This is a genomic window from Saccharicrinis aurantiacus (genome assembly GCF_001660705.2).
Classification (GTDB): domain Bacteria; phylum Bacteroidota; class Bacteroidia; order Bacteroidales; family Marinilabiliaceae; genus Saccharicrinis; species Saccharicrinis aurantiacus.
The window spans coordinates 164,492-182,278 of the sequence record NZ_LYBV02000027.1; the positions used below are offsets into that span (position 1 = coordinate 164,492).

The window sequence follows — 17,787 nt, forward strand, 5'->3', positions numbered from 1 at the left end:
ATAGTAAATGAAAGCCCAAGCCATACAAATAGCCATAGTGTAACAATTGATATAAAAAACCTAGATGTAAAAGAACTAAAAACATGAAACAACTAATCCTTGCCTTAATAATACATATTGCAGTTGGAATATCATTTATTTATAACCCCGATTATTTGGTTTTAGCCTATGTTGTGGGTGTTGTAGCATTATTCAATATACTCGGGATACTAACCATTGCAATAGGGAATACAGTTATTGGAGCACGCATATTTTTTATATCGTCGCTTATACTTGTACCCATAGGTTTAATTGGCGCACTTGGCGCTCGCAAAATATTAGAAGAAGAACGAAAGAAAGCATTTTATGATTAGGAACCCGAAGTATTAACCTAATAGAAAACTAAAAGACGGTTACAGCGTAACAACACCTCTATTTAGAGCCTCGCCTTCTGTTACTGGCGTGTTTATAGGCAAAGCAGCACATTTTAATAAAGATGTAAACAAGCTTAAGGTTAACCTAAGACCCAATAGTGCATTTTTAGCGGAGTTTCAAAATGCAGATGTAGAGGTGCTGGGTGTAGCTGATGTAGATGGTTCGTTTTTAAAACAAGCACGCACCATTGTACTTGACCATATACTAACTGTAGTATAATATACCCGATAGCCTACCATCGGGCACTCCGATATCTACTCATCGGACATCTCGATAGCTATTCATCGGGCACTCCGATGGTAGGCCATCGTACCTCTTGATAAAGTAACATGGGTATGTACGATATCCTATAATTTTATATTTATAAAAAAAATTAGATTACCCATATGCCAGGAAAACCAATTGCCACGCTTACCAGTATGCACCTTTGCCCCGTGGCAAAGCCTTTGATCCATACCGCCAAGCCGATTACGAGCAGGGGGTTTCAGAGCCCTTGCACCCTAGCCATAACAGATGAGTATACAGTGAATTAACCATAACTTTGTTCCAAGGAAGAAAGTTGAATATTGAAACCATTGGGTGCTAGCAAGAGTATGAATGGTAACTACTTATTATAATTATTGAATACAAATACTATTTATGAATTATATAAATAGGCTTAACTAAACTTCTGCTATGGCAGATACTAAATTTAATTTTATGAAACAATGGTGTTATGACAACCCCGAAATCTACAATTTTGATGAGATAGATTATATGTATTATGATCTTTTCCAGAGTGCTAATAAGGAACCTAGCACTGTAGGCAATAGTATTATGTTGCTACAGGTACAAAATACTGCAGCTAAGCCCACACCTTATCTTTTAGCTGGAAATAATATGCAAGAAAAGAAAATTTGCATACAGCAAGCTGAGAAACTAGAACTAAGCAATAAATATGAAGTTGAAATAACTCTAAAAAATCGTGGTATCATACCCGATTCTCTACAATTAAACGCATTATGGCAAGACGAGGAAGATTGGTGCGAAATTGTTGATAGTACTCAATACTATAGAAATACTGGAGGTAATAAAATTCGTTTTACATTCAAACACTTGTCTTCAAGCTTCAATGGCTTCTTTATTTTAATGGATCCTGGTTATAAAATGACCGAATTTATTCCTGAGTTTGAGCCTGATTATTCCATTAAAGAAATGGATGATGAGGCATTGCAGAAGAAAATAGATGAAGTTAAAGAATATTTTACCTCAAAGGAGGAAGAGGAAGCTAGTGTACAAAATACAGAAGAGGGTGCATTGATTATAAGCAACAATAACATTAATAAAAGTATACCAAAGGAGAACGTAGATGAGAACAAAAGTGAAGGGCTTAATTCTCTGAGCATAGGAATTTATGCCTTTTTAATACTGTTCGCTTTGTTTCAATGGTTTGGCCCTGGTTTAATCAAATCGTGCAAACGCGAAAGAGAGGTGGATCTAATCACATTAGGAAGTTCGTGCAGTGAGGCAAATAAGCCAATAGAGAATTATAATAATCACATCGATAAATTAAAACCTTAAAACTCATTTATCAATCTTAGGTTTGTTTCTGGTACAATATAAAAATGGGAATATAGGCACTCCTATTGAAGGATAATGCGCTAGTTCATTCCCGTCAGGTTCAAACGTATACCAATATCATCCTATTGCTTTTTTAGGCTATTCATATGCATTAAATTTAAAAGGTTTTGTATACCTAAAACTTACCCTATCTTTGTAGCTTAATACAAGAGTAATTATGAAGTTTGAAGATTATCATATAGCAGAAGAAATAAAAATTAGTTTATCTAAAATGGGTTTTAAAAGACCCACAGATATCCAATATAAATCGATTCCTCCAGTATTGAAGGGTGAAGATGTTTTGGCTATTGCACAAACTGGAACCGGGAAAACCGCTGCTTTTGCCATTCCTGTAATTCATAATATACAAGTTCGTAAAATTAAAGGTCGTGCTGAGGGTATTAAGTGTTTAATAATGGTGCCCACTCGTGAGCTTGCGGTTCAAATTAATAAAGTATTTGAAGAGCTAGGTAAGCATACAAATGTGAAGTCTTACGCTGTGTTTGGCGGAGTGGAAGAGGAACCTCAGATCGCAAAGTTAGAGAAAGGAATTGATGTTTTAATAGCCACACCAGGTCGTATGTTCGATTTGGCCAGTAGAGGTTTTATTAACCTCGATCGTGTTGAGACTCTAATATTAGATGAGGCAGATAGAATGCTTGATATGGGCTTTATCAACGATATTAGAGGTTTGGTTACTAAACTTCCTAACAAAAGACAAACACTTTTCTATTCGGCAACTATAAACGAGGTAATAAAAAAGATAGCCTATTCTTTAGTGAAAAATGCCATACGTATTCAAATTTCACCTAAAGATCCCGTTGCAAAAAATATTGACCATTCAGTTATCCATATTAATATGGATGATAAAAGGTTTTTCTTAGAGCGTTTAATTAAGGAAAACGAAGAAAGCAAAGTACTTGTATTTGTGCGAACAAAGGTAAGGGCAGAGCGTGTTGTAAAAGCCATGGAAAGAGTAGGTGTTGTAGCAGATTCAATACATGGCGATAAGGAGCAAAGCCAACGTAAAAAGGTGCTTGATTTATTTAGTAAAGGTGAAGTTAAAGTGTTAATTGCAACTGACGTTAGTGCCAGGGGAATTGATATTCCTGGTGTTGAGTATGTTGTGAATTATGATTTGCCTGATTTATCAGAAAACTACGTACACCGAGTAGGTAGAACCGGTAGGGGTAAAGCTAAGGGTAGAGCTGTAAGTTTTTGCAGTGAGCAGGAAAAGGAGATTTTAGCAGAGATAGAAAGCTTCTTGGGTAAAGATATTAAGCGTATTGCCATTGATAACGAAGAATATGATCACACCATTGATTTTTCAGCCGAAGCTCATGCCGATTGGAAATCGTTAATGATTGAACATGACGAAAATGAAAAGCAGCAAAAACTGAAAAAGAAAAAGAAGAAATATTAATAGTTAAGGCCGAGTTAATCGGCCTTTTTTATTTCTATTATATAAGTTTTCCAAGATTCTTCTTTTTGAATAGCTAAATTATCTTCCATCTTTATAAAGTTAATTGGGTCTAAAATAACGGTAATCTTACTGCCTTCATATTTTGCTTTTGGTAGGTGAGTTTTTATTACCATACTTTCTAAAACATCATCAGGAGTATTACCTTGTCTTACTACTTGAGTATTGCTATTTTCAATTACTTGGTCGTTTTCTTTTAATTCGTACCCAACGTTAATTACATCTTCCTCCGACTTTAATAGAACTTTAACTGCGAAATACAGCGTGTCATTCTCATAATACGGTTTTGTTCCAAATAGTACTACTCCAGTTCTTATAATGGGTTCGTCTATAATGCCTTCTTGTTTACTACAAGATATTGATATATAAATAGTAAGTAAGGCTGTAAAAAGTATTCTAATAGTTTTCATAATAGTGGTTTATTGTTCTATTTAATTTATTAAAGCAAGGTGTACTTGGTATTAAACCACCATCAATTCTGCGTTAAATCGCAATCAAAAATCTAATTGCAAAAATTGAATGTTAAAAAATTTGGAGATATGAAAATTTACTATAAATTTGCAAGCAGAACAGTACAGAACAGATTGATAAAATATGCAACTATTAGGATTTGATATTGGAAGTTCATCGGTCAAGGTATCGGTGTTAGATGTAGCAAGTGGTAACACGGTTTCATCAGCTCAATACCCTGAGCAGGAAATGGAAATTAAGGCTGTGAAACCTGGCTGGGCAGAGCAAGAGCCTGAGTTGTGGTTTAACAACTTAAAAGAAGCATGCAAAAAGGCTGTTTCGCATCCTGATGTTAAAAAAGAAACCATTAAAGCAATTGGTATCTCGTATCAAATGCATGGTTTGGTTTTAGTTGATAAAAATAAAGCTGTTATCAGGCCATCAATTATTTGGTGCGATAGTAGAGCTGCTGAAATTGGAAATAAAGCTTTTAAAGATTTAGGACCAAGTTGGTGTTTGCAAAATCTGTTAAATTCACCAGGTAATTTTACGGCTTCAAAATTAAAGTGGGTTAAAGATAATGAACCTGAGTTATACGCTCAGATTGATAAAATTATGTTACCTGGAGATTATATCGCACTTCGCTTAACAGGTGATGCGGTTACAACAGCTTCTGGTTTATCAGAAGGTGTGTTTTGGGAATTTCCTAAAAATGCAATTTCAGATAAGTTGATGGACTATTATGGTTTTGATGAATCATTCATTCCTAAAACAATGACATCCTTCTCAGACCAAGGAACACTGTTGGATAATATGGCTGAAGAGTTTGGTTTACCTAAAGGTGTAAAAGTTAGTTATAGAGCTGGTGATCAGCCAAACAATGCTTTTTCACTTAATGTACTAAATCCTGGTGAAGTTGCTGCAACTGGCGGTACCTCAGGTGTTGTGTATGGGGTAACAGATCAAAATGTATACGATGATGATTCGCGAGTAAACGCATTTGCGCATGTTAATCATCAAATGCCATCAAATAGTTTAGGTGTTTTACTTTGCATTAATGGAACGGGCATTTTAAATTCTTGGATGAATAAAAATGTCGGTAAAGGTGAAATTAGTTATCCCGAGATGAATGATTTGGCAGCTAAAGTTCCTGTTGGTGCCGAAGGTCTTACTATTCTTCCCTTTGGTAATGGTGCTGAGCGTATTCTTAAAAATGTAGATTACGGTGCACAAGTAAATCATCTTAATTTTAATATTCATACTCCGGCTCATATGTACAGAGCGGCTCAAGAGGGTATTGCATTTTCGTTCAAGTACGGAATGGATATTATGAATGAAATGGGTATTAAAACCGATTTAATTCGTGCAGGTAAGGCTAACATGTTCTTAAGTCCTATTTTTCAGTCAACCCTAGCAAATGTTTCAGGTGCTACTATTGAGCTTTATAATACCGATGGTGCTGCTGGTGCTGCCAGAGGCGCGGGTGTTGGAATTGGAATATACAAATCTTTTGAGGAAGCCTTTAGTGGATTAAAGAAATTAGAAGAAATTAAGCCCGATGAATCAGTAGTGGAAGCTACTAAAGAAGCTTACGAAAAGTGGAAACAAGCATTAAATAAATTATAACAAAATAATATACTATCTAAAATCAATAAAGTCATGGACGTATTAATTGGAAATAAAGAGTATTTCAAAGGAATTGATAAAATTAAATTCGAAGGACCAGAATCAAAGAATCCTTTAGCATTTAAGTGGTATGATGAGAATCGCATAGTTGCTGGTAAAACAATGAAAGAGCACCTACGTTTTGCGATTGCTTATTGGCATACATTCTGTGGTGATGGTGGCGATCCTTTTGGACCAGGAACTCAAGTCTTCGAATGGGATAAAGCTTCAAATCCAATGGATGCTGCAAAGCAAAAAATGGATGCAGCTTTTGAGTTTATCACAAAAATGGGTGTACCTCATTATTGTTTCCACGATACTGACCTTGTTGGTGGCGGATCTGTTTTAGAGATTGAAAAAAGATTATCTCAAATTGTTGATGTAGCTAAAGAAAAACAAGCAGCTTCAGGTGTTAAATTACTTTGGGGTACTGCCAATGTATTTTCTGATCCTCGTTATATGAACGGTGCAGCAACTAATCCTGATTTTAATGTTGTAGCTAATGCAGGTGTTCAAATTAAGAATGCTATCGATGCAACTATCGAGTTAGGTGGTACTGGATATGTATTCTGGGGAGGACGTGAAGGTTACATGAGTCTTCATAATACAAACATGAAACAAGAGTTAGATAACCTTGGACAAATGTTAGGTATGGCACGCGATTATGCTCGTAAGCAAGGTTTTAAAGGTACTTTCTTTATTGAGCCTAAGCCAATGGAGCCAACTAAACATCAGTACGATCAAGATGCTCATACGGTTATCGGATTCTTAAGAAACTATGGTTTAGATAAAGACTTTAAATTAAATATTGAAGTAAATCACGCTACTTTAGCTCAACACACAATGGAGCACGAATTAAGAGTAGCTGCTGATAACAATATGTTAGGGTCAATTGATGCTAATAAAGGAGATTATCAAAACGGATGGGATACAGATGAATTCCCAACAAACATTACTGAGTCTACAGCTGCAATGCTTGAGGTATTACAAGGTGGTGGTTTAGTTGATGGAGGTATCAACTTTGATGCTAAAGTTCGTCGTAACTCTACAGATCAAGAAGATGCATTTATCGCACACATTGGTGGTATGGATGTATTTGCAAGAGCGTTAGTGATTGCTGATAAAATACTTTCTGAGTCTGATTACTTAAAAATGAGAACAGCACGTTACTCTTCATTCGATGCTGGTAACGGAGCAGCTTTTGCTGATGGTAAATTAACTTTAGAAGATTTATACAAAATAGGTAAAGAAGTTGGTGAGCCGAAAATGTTAAGCGGCAAGCAAGAACTTTACGAGCAAATGTTAAACTGGTATATGTAGATTTTATACTAAATGAAGCCGAAACGATTTGATCACCGTTTCGGCTTATTTTTTATCTACACCAAATCACTTTTTATTACAATCTACATATGGAAAAAGGAAAAAATTCAATGTACATCATCTTGATAACCATCGTGGCAACACTAGGAGGGTTACTTTTTGGGTACGATACAGCTGTTATTTCAGGAACAACTTCTTCTTTGGGAGATTTCTTTGTTGAACCGCTTGGTTTAGAAGAAACGGCAGCAAACTCCCTTAAGGGATTTATTATTTCGAGTGCTTTAATTGGATGTATTATTGGGGGTATATTAGGAGGATTACTAAGTTCTAAATACGGTCGAAAAAATACACTAATTGTAGCAGCCATTTTATTTTTTATTTCAGCCTTAGGATCTGCATTTCCCGAAATTGGAATACGTTCATTTGGCGAAGCTGACCATACCTTTGTATGGCATTTTATAGTTTACAGAATTATTGGTGGAGTAGGAGTGGGTTTAGCCTCTATGATCTCTCCAATGTATATTTCAGAAATTGCTCCGGCTGACAAACGAGGAACTTTAGTTTCATTCAACCAGTTTGCTATTATTTTCGGTATGCTTGTGGTTTACTTTGTTAACTATGGTATTGCAAGCTCTGGTGATGATAATTGGTTAAATGAAATTGGTTGGAGGTATATGTTTGCCTCAGAGATGATTCCTGCAACCTTATTTTTAGTTTGTTTATTTTTTGTTCCAGAAACGCCTCGCTTTATGGCACTGCGTGGACAAGATGAAAGCGCACTTAAGGTATTAGGTAAAATTAACGGAACAGAAAAGGCTAAAGCTATTTTAGCTGATATTAAAAATACGGTTGAAAGTCACTCAGGAAATATATTATCATACGGAATAGGCATCATCGTAATCGGAATATTATTATCTGCATTTCAACAATTTGTTGGTATTAATGTGGTACTGTATTACGCACCAGAGATTTTCAAGAAAATGGGATCTGGTACCGATGCAGCATTAATGCAAACCATCATTGTAGGTATTATCAATCTTACTTTTACAGTAGTTGCTATACTTACTGTTGATAGATTCGGGCGTAAGCCTTTGATGATTATTGGTGCTGTAGGTATGGCACTTTCAATGGGTATTTTAGGAACCTTATTTTATTCGCAGAATGTAGGAATGCCTGCACTAATTTGCATGTTGGCATATACAGCTTCATTTGCTGTAAGTTGGGGTCCTGTCTGTTGGGTGTTATTGGCTGAAATTTTCCCTAATAAAATTAGAAGTAAAGCCTTAGCGCTTGCGGTAGCATGTCAGTGGGTGTCTAACTGGTTAGTTTCATGGACATTCCCAATGATGAATGATAGTACCTGGTTAACTGATAAGTTCAATAATGGTTTCGCATTCTGGATTTATGGAGTAATGGGAGTGTTAGCTGCCGTATTTGTTTGGAAATGGGTGCCAGAAACCAAAGGTAAAACATTAGAAGAGATGGAAGATCTCTGGACAAAATAGTTAGAACAATAGTTCTATAAAAAGAAAAGTTGCTTTTTACCCCTAAAAGGTAATTCAATGTGAATGCACATTGGGTTACCTTTTTTTTATGTTTAAATCTGATTAAGGAATTCTTACAATATCACCATATTTTTTTTACATTTGAAAATGGTTCTATATAATTTAAGTATATAGGCCAATACCAAAAAACTATTTTAAAAGTAAAAGCATGAAAAAAGTATCAGTTGGAGTTGATATTGGCGGAACAAATACTGCCATCGGTATAGTTGATGAAAGCGGAAAAGTTTTAGCTAAGGATTCAATCCCTACTCCGGATAAAGGAAGCGCAAAAGAATATGTTGCCAAGCTTGCTAAGGCGATTCACATACAAATTAACCATGTTAAGGGGGTTAATGATCAGATTGAGATTTTAGGTATTGGAGTTGGAGCACCCAATGCAAATTACTACCGAGGAACCATAGAACATGCACCAAATCTTGTTTTTAAGGGTATAATACCATTTGTAGATCTACTAAAAGAGGAGTTTCCTGAATTAGAAAATATCGTATTGACTAATGATGCTAATGCAGCTACTATTGGTGAAATGGTATACGGTGGTGCAAAGGGAATGAAAAACTTTGTGATGTATACCTTAGGTACAGGTGTCGGAAGTGGATTAGTTGTAAACGGTGAGTTGGTTTATGGTGCAGATGGTTTTGCAGGTGAGTGTGGTCATGCTGCATTAATTCCTAATGGACGAGTTTGCGGATGTGGAGCAAAGGGTCATTTAGAGGCCTATACTTCAGCTCCGGGTATGAAACGAACTGCTTTTGAGTTATTAGCACATTATAATGCAACAGATAGTTTATTGGCTGATAAAAGTTTTAAAGAGTTAAATTCAAAGATGATTTATGATGCAGCTAAAGCTGGAGATAAAGTTGCCTCTGAAGTATTTGAACAAACAGGGGCTTATTTAGGGCAAGCTATTGCAGATACAGTTCACCATACAAGTCCTGAAGCTGTATTCTTATTTGGAGGTCCAACAGCAGCAGGAGATTTAATTTTTAATCCAATTATAGAAAACCTTGAAAAGCATTTACTTCCGATATTTAAAGGAAAAGTAAAAGTGCTTAAATCGAGTTTAGATAGTGGTGATGCTGCTATTGTTGGAGCAAGTGCATTGGTTTACGGAGAATTAAATAAATAAAATTTACTATTTAGATATCTTAAGAAAAGGGCTTTATGCCCTTTTTTTTATTTGGTTTTTAATAACTCCTGTAGCTTAAGCATTTCGTCTCTAAATTGTGCTGCACTTATAAAATCAAGTTCTTTTGAAGCCTTTTGCATTGAGGTCTTAGATTTCTTAATGGCTTTTTCTAATGCTTCTTTCGACATGTATTCAACAACAGGATCGGCAGCTATATCTATACCTTCAGGTTCAACATATGCTTTGGCATTGGTTCCTTTACCCAATACATTAGTTTCTTTTTTTCTGATTTGTGTAGGTGTAATGCCATGTTTCTCGTTATATTTCAATTGTTTTTCACGGCGATGGTTGGTTGCATCAATGGTCTTTTGCATCGATTTAGTAATCACATCAGCGTACATAATGGCTAAACCATTAACATTACGGGCTGCTCGTCCAATAGTTTGGGTTAAACTCCGCTCAGATCTTAAGAATCCTTCTTTATCAGCATCAAGTATAGCCACTAAAGACACCTCAGGTAAATCTAACCCCTCTCTAAGTAGGTTAACCCCAACAAGAACATCAAATATTCCTTTTCTGAGGTTTTCCATAATTTCAACCCTATCTAAAGTATCCACATCAGAATGTATATAAGCACATTTTATATCTAGTTTATCGAGGTAAGAAGATAGTTCTTCAGCCATTCTTTTTGTTAGGGTGGTAACTAATATGCGTTCGTTTAATTCTATACGTTTTCTGATTTCTTCTAATAAATTATCGATTTGATTAATGCTTGGTCGTACATCAATTACAGGATCCAGGAGTCCTGTTGGTCTAATTACCTGTTCAACAATTACACCTTCACTTTTTTCTATTTCGTAATCGGCAGGTGTGGCACTTACATAAATAGCAGAATTAACAATTTCTTCAAACTCTTCAAATTTTAGAGGTCGGTTATCCATTGCAGCAGGAAGTCTAAAACCATGTTCAACTAAGGTTTCTTTGCGGGACTTATCGCCACCGTACATGGCTCTAATTTGCGGTATAGTTACATGGCTTTCATCTACTACAAGAAGGAAGTCATCAGGGAAATAATCCATTAAACAGAAAGGGCGAGTGCCAGGTTCTCGTCCATCAAAAAAGCGTGAGTAATTTTCAATTCCAGGACAATAGCCTAATTCTCGAATCATTTCTAAATCATAGTTGACACGTTCATCAAGTCTCTTGGCTTCAAGTTGTTTACCAATGTCCTTCATATGAGTAATGTGCTCCATTAATTCATCTTGTATGGCACGAATGGCTAATTGGGTTCTTTCTTTTGTTGTAACAAATAGGTTAGCAGGATATATACTAATGTTTTCTCGTTGAGAGATGGTAGTTCCATTAAGAGGATCAAATATAGAGATATCTTCTATTTCATCGCCCCAAAAGCTTATGCGATAAGCATCATCTGCATAAGCTGGATAAATCTCAACAGTATCTCCCTTTACTCTAAAGTTCCCTCTATTAAATTCTACTTCATTGCGTGAGTATAAACTATCTACTAATAATCTCAATAGTTTGTTTCTACCAATGTCTTCAGCTACTTTTATTTCAATAACATTAGCATGGAAGTCCTCTGGGTTACCTATACCGTAAAGGCACGAAACAGATGATACAACAATAACATCTCTTCTTCCAGATAATAGGGTAGATGATGCACTTAACCTAAGCTTTTCAATTTCTTCGTTTATGGATAAATCTTTTTCAATATAGGTGTCAGTTACCGGGAGGTAAGCTTCAGGCTGATAGTAATCATAATAGGAAACAAAATATTCTACTGCATTATCAGGGAAGAAGTGTTTGAATTCTCCATATAGTTGAGCAGCTAATGTTTTGTTATGGCATAAAATAAGGGTCGGTTTTTCTACTGTTTCAATTACGTTTGCAGTTGTAAAAGTTTTACCAGATCCAGTTACACCTAGGAGTGTTTGGTGTTTAGCATCTTTTTCGATTCCCTCAACTAGCTGTTTTATTGCTTCAGGTTGATCGCCAGTGGGCTTGAAATCTGATATTATTTTAAAATCCATAAGAGACTATTTTTCTAGAAAGCAAAGTTACATAACTTTCTGAATTGGTCTACTGTATAAATAAAAAGAGCTCCTAATTGGAGCTCTTTGTTTATGTTGTTATCTCTTATATCGTTTTGATTTACGTTTTGATGGACGTTTGTACTTTTTTGAACTTGATTTGTACAAGCTTTTTGTTCTTAAGTAGGCTTTCCTATTATATTTAGGTGAGTTTCGCCATTGGCTGTCATCAAATAAGTAGGTTACACCTACTGTTCCAATGTAGAAAAAATCATTACCTGCAGTAGTATGTACGATTCCTTCTCCGTCTGTCCAATCAGCATGAGCATCTAACTCATCGGTAAATGCATATGTACCATTCCACTCCGCATTAATGCTAATTCTTGAATTGACAAAAACAGCGCAGCCAAAACCTCCTGTTATTGTTGGGGCAAACCCCCAAGAGCCATTTCTTTCAAAGTTATCATCATATCCGTCTCCATTAGTATCAATGGGGTCATATCCAATGCCTCTCCATGCTATGTAATTATTGCTATGGGCAGCATTACCGAAAAACTCACGTGCTTTCCATTGAATAAGACCAACTTGACCAATTATATATGGATTAAATCTACGTTGTTTGAATAAACCGTATGCCAAATCCAGTGGTCTGAATGTCGCTCCAATATTGTATTGTGCAAATTCATTAACAAAATAGGCATAAACGTCACCAGAACTCATTAGTTGGGATCCTTGCATAGACCCCAATGAAAGATCAAAACGTGCATTTAAATACGTATTTAATTCTTTTTCTGCGTTTACTCCAAATGTATATCTTGTTCTTTCTGTGGATACAAGATCGCCATAGAACATGTTGAACCCTACTTTTGGCTGAATCTTAAATCCTTCAAGAAACTGATGTTTCTTATTATACTGTGCATTTAAAGAAGTGCTTAGTAGTATAATAAGACACGTTATAATAGTTTTTCCTAAGTGTTGCTGCATTTAACTAATAAGTTTAATAGATATGGTTATTACGAAAGAATTCGTAAAAGGTTATGAAAAAAACGTAAAGCTAATTGGTTTTTATGTTAAGCCTGTAATTCTATTAACATTATTCTATTTTTATTATTCAACCACATTGGTGTTTTAACTGATTTATCAAAAATAATTACCGACAAAAATATAATTATTATATTATTGAGATCTGAATAATGTGTTTTTTTTACATCTTTTTGTTAAAGGTGTTGTTTCTTGTGTTAAATGGGTATAATACTGCTATGTATTTAATAATTTCATTAAGTTTTCCACGTTAAGCTTGTTGTTTATGTCTCGTCCAATAGCAGTGTAGCAAGTTTTAAGTTCACTATCGAATAACTCTATAACTTTGTCGCGAACTAATTTCATAGTGCTATTGATTAATTTATTCTCTTCGCTAAAAATTTGATGTGCAATGGCAAAATTTGAAGGAAGCCAACGCTGCGGAAACATGCCCTCGAATTTTCCTCCCTTTTTAAAGTAGGATAATTCATTGTTTATATTTTGGATGGCTTCTTGAGGACTTAAATTCTTTGCTTTAACTAGGTCTACATTAGGTACTATTATTGCAGTTGTGAACGCATTCTGATTATTATAGAGCATTATCTGATGTATGAAACTGCAATTGTCAATTATGGTTTCTTCAATTCCTTCGGGGCTATATTTTTCGCCATCAGCACTAATTAATAGACTTTTATATCGTCCTCTTACATATAAAAAATCTGTATCATCTAGGTAACCAAGATCACCAGTGTATAACCAATTGTCTTTTATTGTTTCATTTGTAGCTTGTTGATTTTTCCAATACCCTTGCATTACGTTTTCACCCTTAACGACGATTTCTCCTAAAGATAAATTAGGCAATTTATTACCATTTTCATCACATATTTTTACCTCAAGATTATGAAGTATTTTACCAGATGATCCTAGTCTGTGAAAATTTGGGGTATTAGCAGATATAATAGGAGAAGCCTCGCTTAAGCCATACCCTTGATACATGGGTATTCCGATTGCATAAAAGAATTGCTGCAAATCATAATCAAGCAAAGCGCCGCCACCAATAAAGAATTGTAAGTTTCCGCCAAATCCTATTTTTACTTTCTTAAATAATATCTGGTTAAATATTGCTAATAAGGGTTTTGCAATTATTGATAGACCTTTTCCTTTATCTTCTCCATTCCCATTGTGCCAGTAAGATAATTTCAGTGCAAATTTAAATAAACTATTAATAGTGTTCCCTTTGGCGGCAATACCTTTTTCAATATTGCTTTTAAAGTTTTTGGCAAGCGCAGGAACGCTCATTAAGATGTGTGGTTGTATCTCTTTTATATTATTACTGAAATTTTTGAGTGTTTCGATCGGTGTTTTTCCTATTTGTACAGAGGCAATACTGGCTCCTTTCATCATAAACGAATACAAAGATGCAGTGTGTGCAAAAGCATGATCCCAAGGAAGTACAACTAATGTTCGGAAGTGTTCTGGTATGTCGATATAGCTAAATGCTTGTTCTACATTTGCTGTGTAATTTCTATGAGAAAGCATTATGCCTTTGGGCTGAGCAGTTGTTCCAGAGGTATAGGTTATTGTAGCTATATCATCAGGTTTAACTTCATTAGATAGATGCTCATATGCCAAAGGGGATTTATTTAACTCAATTTCGCCCTTATTGATAATGTCATTAATATCAATTTCACCTTCCTCAAGTTGCAAGGTAGGGTTAAAGACGATGATATATTCTAGTAAAGGTAATTTACTTTTTAACGTTCGGATTTTAGTAAGCTGATTTTCTGATACCAACATGTATTTACTCTCAGAATGGTCTATTCTAAATAGTAAATCATTGTCTGCTTCTAGTTTTGTTGATAAGGGAACGGTGATTGCCCTATTGCTAAGAACAGCAAGTTCGCTTAATAACCACAGATTGCGTCCTTCAGATTGCAGGGCTACTTTATCTTCCTTTTTAAGTCCTATTTTCTGTAAGCCTAATGCTATTTTCTTCACTAATTCCAGACCTTCGGTATAAGATGTGGATTGATATATTTGGTCTGATTTTTCCCAAAGAAAATCGTTATTGGGATATTGCTTTACTTTTTCTTTGAAAAAAGAGATGAGTGATGACATAAGATTAAAATATAAAGTTACAAATACAGCTACATAACACAACGTGGATGTTAATTAGTTTACTTTATCGGGGGAGGGTATTACAAATATAGGATAATTTATACCAAAAAAAAGAGGCTATCTCATTTGAGATAGCCTCTTCAGCTTTATTTTATATCTACTATAAATTAAATTGTAGATGCAATTTTATCGCTACCTGTATTGTAAGCACCAGCTTCAAGTTTTTCTTTCATTTCAGCAAATGCTTTCAATGTATACTCAACATCTTCTAATGTATGAACTGCTGTAGGTATAATTCTAAGCATTAACTGATCTTTAGGAATAACTGGGTACACTACGATAGAACAGAAAAGGTTATAATTCTCTCTTAAGTCCATTGTTAATTGTGTAGCCTCAGGTACAGATCCGTTAAAGAATACTGGAGTAACAGGAGATTCTGTTTTACCAATATCAAAACCTTGCTCTTTAAAACCGTTTTGTAAAGCTTTTACAATAGTCCAAAGGTTATCTTTTAATTCTGGTTGCGATTTTAGTAATTCAAGGCGTTTTAAAGCACCAACTACTAATGGCATCGGTAACGATTTTGCAAAAACTTGCGAACGCATGTTATAACGTAAGTAGCTAATAACTTCTTCGTCTGCAGCAACAAAAGCACCAATACTCGCCATTGATTTGGCAAAAGTGTTGAATAAAATATCTACTTTGTCAACTACACCAAAATGCTCTGCAGTACCAGAACCAGTTGCTCCCATTGTTCCAAAACCATGTGCATCATCAACTAAAAGTCTAAAATTAAACTTTTCTTTAAGTGCAACAATTTTATCTAGAGCTCCTAAATCACCGGCCATTCCGAAAACACCTTCAGTGATAACTAATACACCACCGCCATTTTCAGCAGCACGCTTAGTTGCCATTGTAAGCATTTTTTCACATCTCTCAATATCATTGTGAGGGAATACAAAGCTTTTACCACCTTTGGCTTTATGTAAGAAAACACCATCCATGATACAAGCGTGAGACTCAGAATCATAAACAATAACGTCTTTTCTAGAAGCCATAGTATCAATAATAGATACCATACCTTGGTAACCGAAGTTTAGTAAATAAGCATCTTGTTTTCCAACAAACTCAGCTAGATTAGCCTCAAGCTCTTCATGTTTACTGGTGTGACCAGACATCATGCGAGCACCCATTGGGTAACCTAATCCATACTCAGCTGCTGCATCAGCATCTGCTTTTCTTACTTCAGGGTGGTTTGCCAACCCTAAATAGTTATTTAAACTCCAATTTAGCACTTCCTTGCCGCGAAACTTCATTCGAGGACTTATTTCTCCCTCTAACTTAGGGAACATAAAATAACCATATCCATCTTTGCCATATTTTCCTAATGGCCCCATGGTTTCCTTTATCTTGTCAAAAATATCCACTTGTATATCTTTTAAGAATTAACGGATGCAAAGGTAATATTTTTTGAATACCATAAAATGATATTGTACTTAATATTATAATGTATTGATTAATAGGGTGTGTTAGTGAGGGTTGCTCTATTTTGTATGGCTGTAAACGGCTATTTTGCAAAATGTACAACTTACCAATAATTGAATACTCTTCTTAAAAATGAAGTAATCAAGTAAGTCATTTTTATCGTTTATAAATATATGTCATTATATTGTCTGTTGATTTGATAATTATATTTATCTTTGCATCTTGAAATAATTGAATATTTGATCAAGTAGGGTGTTTGTTCAACATCTTTAGCATATTGAAACTTTATAATATACATGAAGAAGTTTATAGTTTTATTAGTGTTGCCATTGTTTTTTAGTTGTAGTCAGTATCAAAAACTACTAAAAAGTACTGATTACGAATTGAAGTATACCAAATCAATGGAATACTACGAATCTGAAGATTTTATGCGAGCGGCTACTCTTATGTCGGAACTTCAAGGAGTGTTTAGAGGAACCGATAAGGCTGAAATATTGAATTATACTTATGCAAATTGTTTAATTGGTCTGAAAGATTATATGTTGGCAGGTCATTATTTCAGACAATTTGTTAAAACTTTTCCTACGAGTGAATATGCAGAGGAATGTCAATACATGAGCGGATATTGTTATTATATGCTTTCTCCAAAACCACGTTTGGATCAAACTGATACAAGAAACGCAATTAATGAATTTCAATTATTTGTAAATATTTACCCAAATAGTACGCGTGTTCCTGAGGCAAATAAATTAATGGATGAGTTAAGAGATAAGTTAGTTTATAAGTCATATTTGAGTGCTAAGTTATATTTTGACTTAGGGAATTATATGGGGAATAATTATTTATCTTCAGTAATTGCTGCTCAAAATAGTTTAAAAGAATTTCCTGATACGAAATACAGAGAGGAGTTATCTTTCTTGATTTTAGAAGCTAAATATATACAAGCGGTTAAAAGTGTTGATAAAAAGAAAGAGGAAAGAATGCGTGATGCGGTTGATGAATACTATTCATTCGTAAACGAATTTCCAGAAAGTGATTATATGAAGAAGGCCGTTAAGATGTTCGACGATGCCTCAAAGCAAATAAAATACGAAGAGCAAAATTAGATAATATTAATATAGGTATGGATTATAAAAAATCAAATGCTCCAGACAGCACAATTACTTGGGATACTCAAGATTTAGCTAGCGGAACAAACAATATTTATGAATCTGTTTTAGTAATTGCTAAAAGAGCTAATCAGATTAGTGTTGAGATGAAAGAGGAGTTGAATAAAAAACTTCAAGAGTTCGCTTCATATACTGATAACTTAGAGGAAGTTTTTGAAAATCGTGAGCAAATTGAAATCTCTCGTTTTTACGAGCGTTTGCCAAAGTCGTCTTCAATTTCTACTCAAGAATATATTGATGGCAATATTTACCACAGAGTAAATGATGCTAAGAAAGAAGAGTAGATCTTAGTTGATTAAAAATATTTATAATGTGTTGGTAAAACATA

14 protein-coding genes and 1 pseudogene are annotated in these 17,787 nt (G+C 34.8%); 10 read left to right on the plus strand and 5 right to left on the minus strand.

Features of this window, described 5'->3' with window-relative positions:
- Nucleotides 1–83 precede the first annotated feature (83 nt).
- The 4 genes and pseudogenes from A8B35_RS12175 (at nt 84) to A8B35_RS12190 (ending at nt 3,436) form a co-directional block, all read left to right on the plus strand.
- Nucleotides 84–353, plus strand: coding sequence for a hypothetical protein (locus tag A8B35_RS12175; RefSeq protein ID WP_075603044.1), 270 nt, complete (start codon nt 84–86; stop codon nt 351–353).
- A gap of 37 nt (nt 354–390) precedes the next feature.
- Nucleotides 391–633, plus strand: a pseudogene (locus A8B35_RS12180) (DNA-binding domain-containing protein); the annotation flags it as partial.
- Nucleotides 634–1,089: 456 nt separating this feature from the next.
- Complete coding sequence (locus A8B35_RS12185; RefSeq protein ID WP_075603046.1) at nt 1,090–1,974, plus strand: hypothetical protein; 885 nt, start codon at nt 1,090–1,092, stop codon at nt 1,972–1,974.
- Nucleotides 1,975–2,191: 217 nt separating this feature from the next.
- A complete protein-coding gene (locus tag A8B35_RS12190) occupies nt 2,192–3,436 on the plus strand; it encodes a DEAD/DEAH box helicase (RefSeq protein ID WP_075603047.1) in 1,245 nt (414 codons plus the stop codon).
- Between the two features lie 14 nt (nt 3,437–3,450).
- Here the strand turns inward: A8B35_RS12190 and A8B35_RS12195 are convergent, their stop codons facing one another.
- Nucleotides 3,451–3,903, minus strand: a complete 453-nt coding sequence (locus tag A8B35_RS12195) for a hypothetical protein (protein WP_075603048.1) — start codon at nt 3,901–3,903, stop codon at nt 3,451–3,453.
- A 184-nt stretch (nt 3,904–4,087) separates the two neighbouring features.
- Between A8B35_RS12195 and A8B35_RS12200 the strand changes: the two genes are divergently transcribed.
- The 4 genes from A8B35_RS12200 to A8B35_RS12215 all read left to right on the plus strand — a co-directional run bounded on the left by A8B35_RS12200 (nt 4,088) and on the right by A8B35_RS12215 (nt 9,619).
- Nucleotides 4,088–5,569, plus strand: a complete 1,482-nt coding sequence (locus A8B35_RS12200; protein ID WP_075603049.1) for a xylulokinase — start codon at nt 4,088–4,090, stop codon at nt 5,567–5,569.
- A 33-nt stretch (nt 5,570–5,602) separates the two neighbouring features.
- Nucleotides 5,603–6,928: a xylose isomerase gene (gene xylA / locus A8B35_RS12205; protein ID WP_075603050.1), complete on the plus strand. Its 1,326-nt coding sequence runs from the start codon at nt 5,603–5,605 to the stop codon at nt 6,926–6,928.
- Nucleotides 6,929–7,017: 89 nt separating this feature from the next.
- The gene (xylE, locus tag A8B35_RS12210; RefSeq protein ID WP_075603051.1) at nt 7,018–8,433 is read left to right on the plus strand and encodes a D-xylose transporter XylE; all 1,416 of its coding nucleotides are present in this window, start codon (nt 7,018–7,020) and stop codon (nt 8,431–8,433) included.
- Nucleotides 8,434–8,641: 208 nt separating this feature from the next.
- Nucleotides 8,642–9,619, plus strand: coding sequence for an ROK family protein (locus tag A8B35_RS12215; RefSeq protein ID WP_075603052.1), 978 nt, complete (start codon nt 8,642–8,644; stop codon nt 9,617–9,619).
- 47 nt (nt 9,620–9,666) lie between these two features.
- Here the strand turns inward: A8B35_RS12215 and uvrB are convergent, their stop codons facing one another.
- From uvrB to A8B35_RS12235, 4 genes are all read right to left on the minus strand, one after another.
- A complete protein-coding gene (uvrB, locus tag A8B35_RS12220; RefSeq protein ID WP_075603053.1) occupies nt 9,667–11,667 on the minus strand; it encodes an excinuclease ABC subunit UvrB in 2,001 nt (666 codons plus the stop codon).
- Nucleotides 11,668–11,766: 99 nt separating this feature from the next.
- Nucleotides 11,767–12,651 carry a hypothetical protein gene (locus A8B35_RS12225; protein WP_075603054.1) on the minus strand — a complete coding sequence of 295 codons (885 nt, stop codon included), beginning with the start codon at nt 12,649–12,651 and terminating at the stop codon, nt 11,767–11,769.
- Nucleotides 12,652–12,924: 273 nt separating this feature from the next.
- Nucleotides 12,925–14,805 carry an AMP-dependent synthetase/ligase gene (locus A8B35_RS12230; RefSeq protein ID WP_075603055.1) on the minus strand — a complete coding sequence of 627 codons (1,881 nt, stop codon included), beginning with the start codon at nt 14,803–14,805 and terminating at the stop codon, nt 12,925–12,927.
- Between the two features lie 167 nt (nt 14,806–14,972).
- Complete coding sequence (locus tag A8B35_RS12235; protein WP_075603056.1) at nt 14,973–16,232, minus strand: aminotransferase class I/II-fold pyridoxal phosphate-dependent enzyme; 1,260 nt, start codon at nt 16,230–16,232, stop codon at nt 14,973–14,975.
- A 354-nt stretch (nt 16,233–16,586) separates the two neighbouring features.
- On the opposite strand from A8B35_RS12235, the gene A8B35_RS12240 reads away from it, so the two are divergent.
- Complete coding sequence (locus A8B35_RS12240) at nt 16,587–17,396, plus strand: outer membrane protein assembly factor BamD (RefSeq protein ID WP_075603057.1); 810 nt, start codon at nt 16,587–16,589, stop codon at nt 17,394–17,396.
- Nucleotides 17,397–17,413: 17 nt separating this feature from the next.
- Complete coding sequence (locus A8B35_RS12245; RefSeq protein ID WP_075603058.1) at nt 17,414–17,743, plus strand: DNA-directed RNA polymerase subunit omega; 330 nt, start codon at nt 17,414–17,416, stop codon at nt 17,741–17,743.
- Nucleotides 17,744–17,787: the final 44 nt, after the last annotated feature.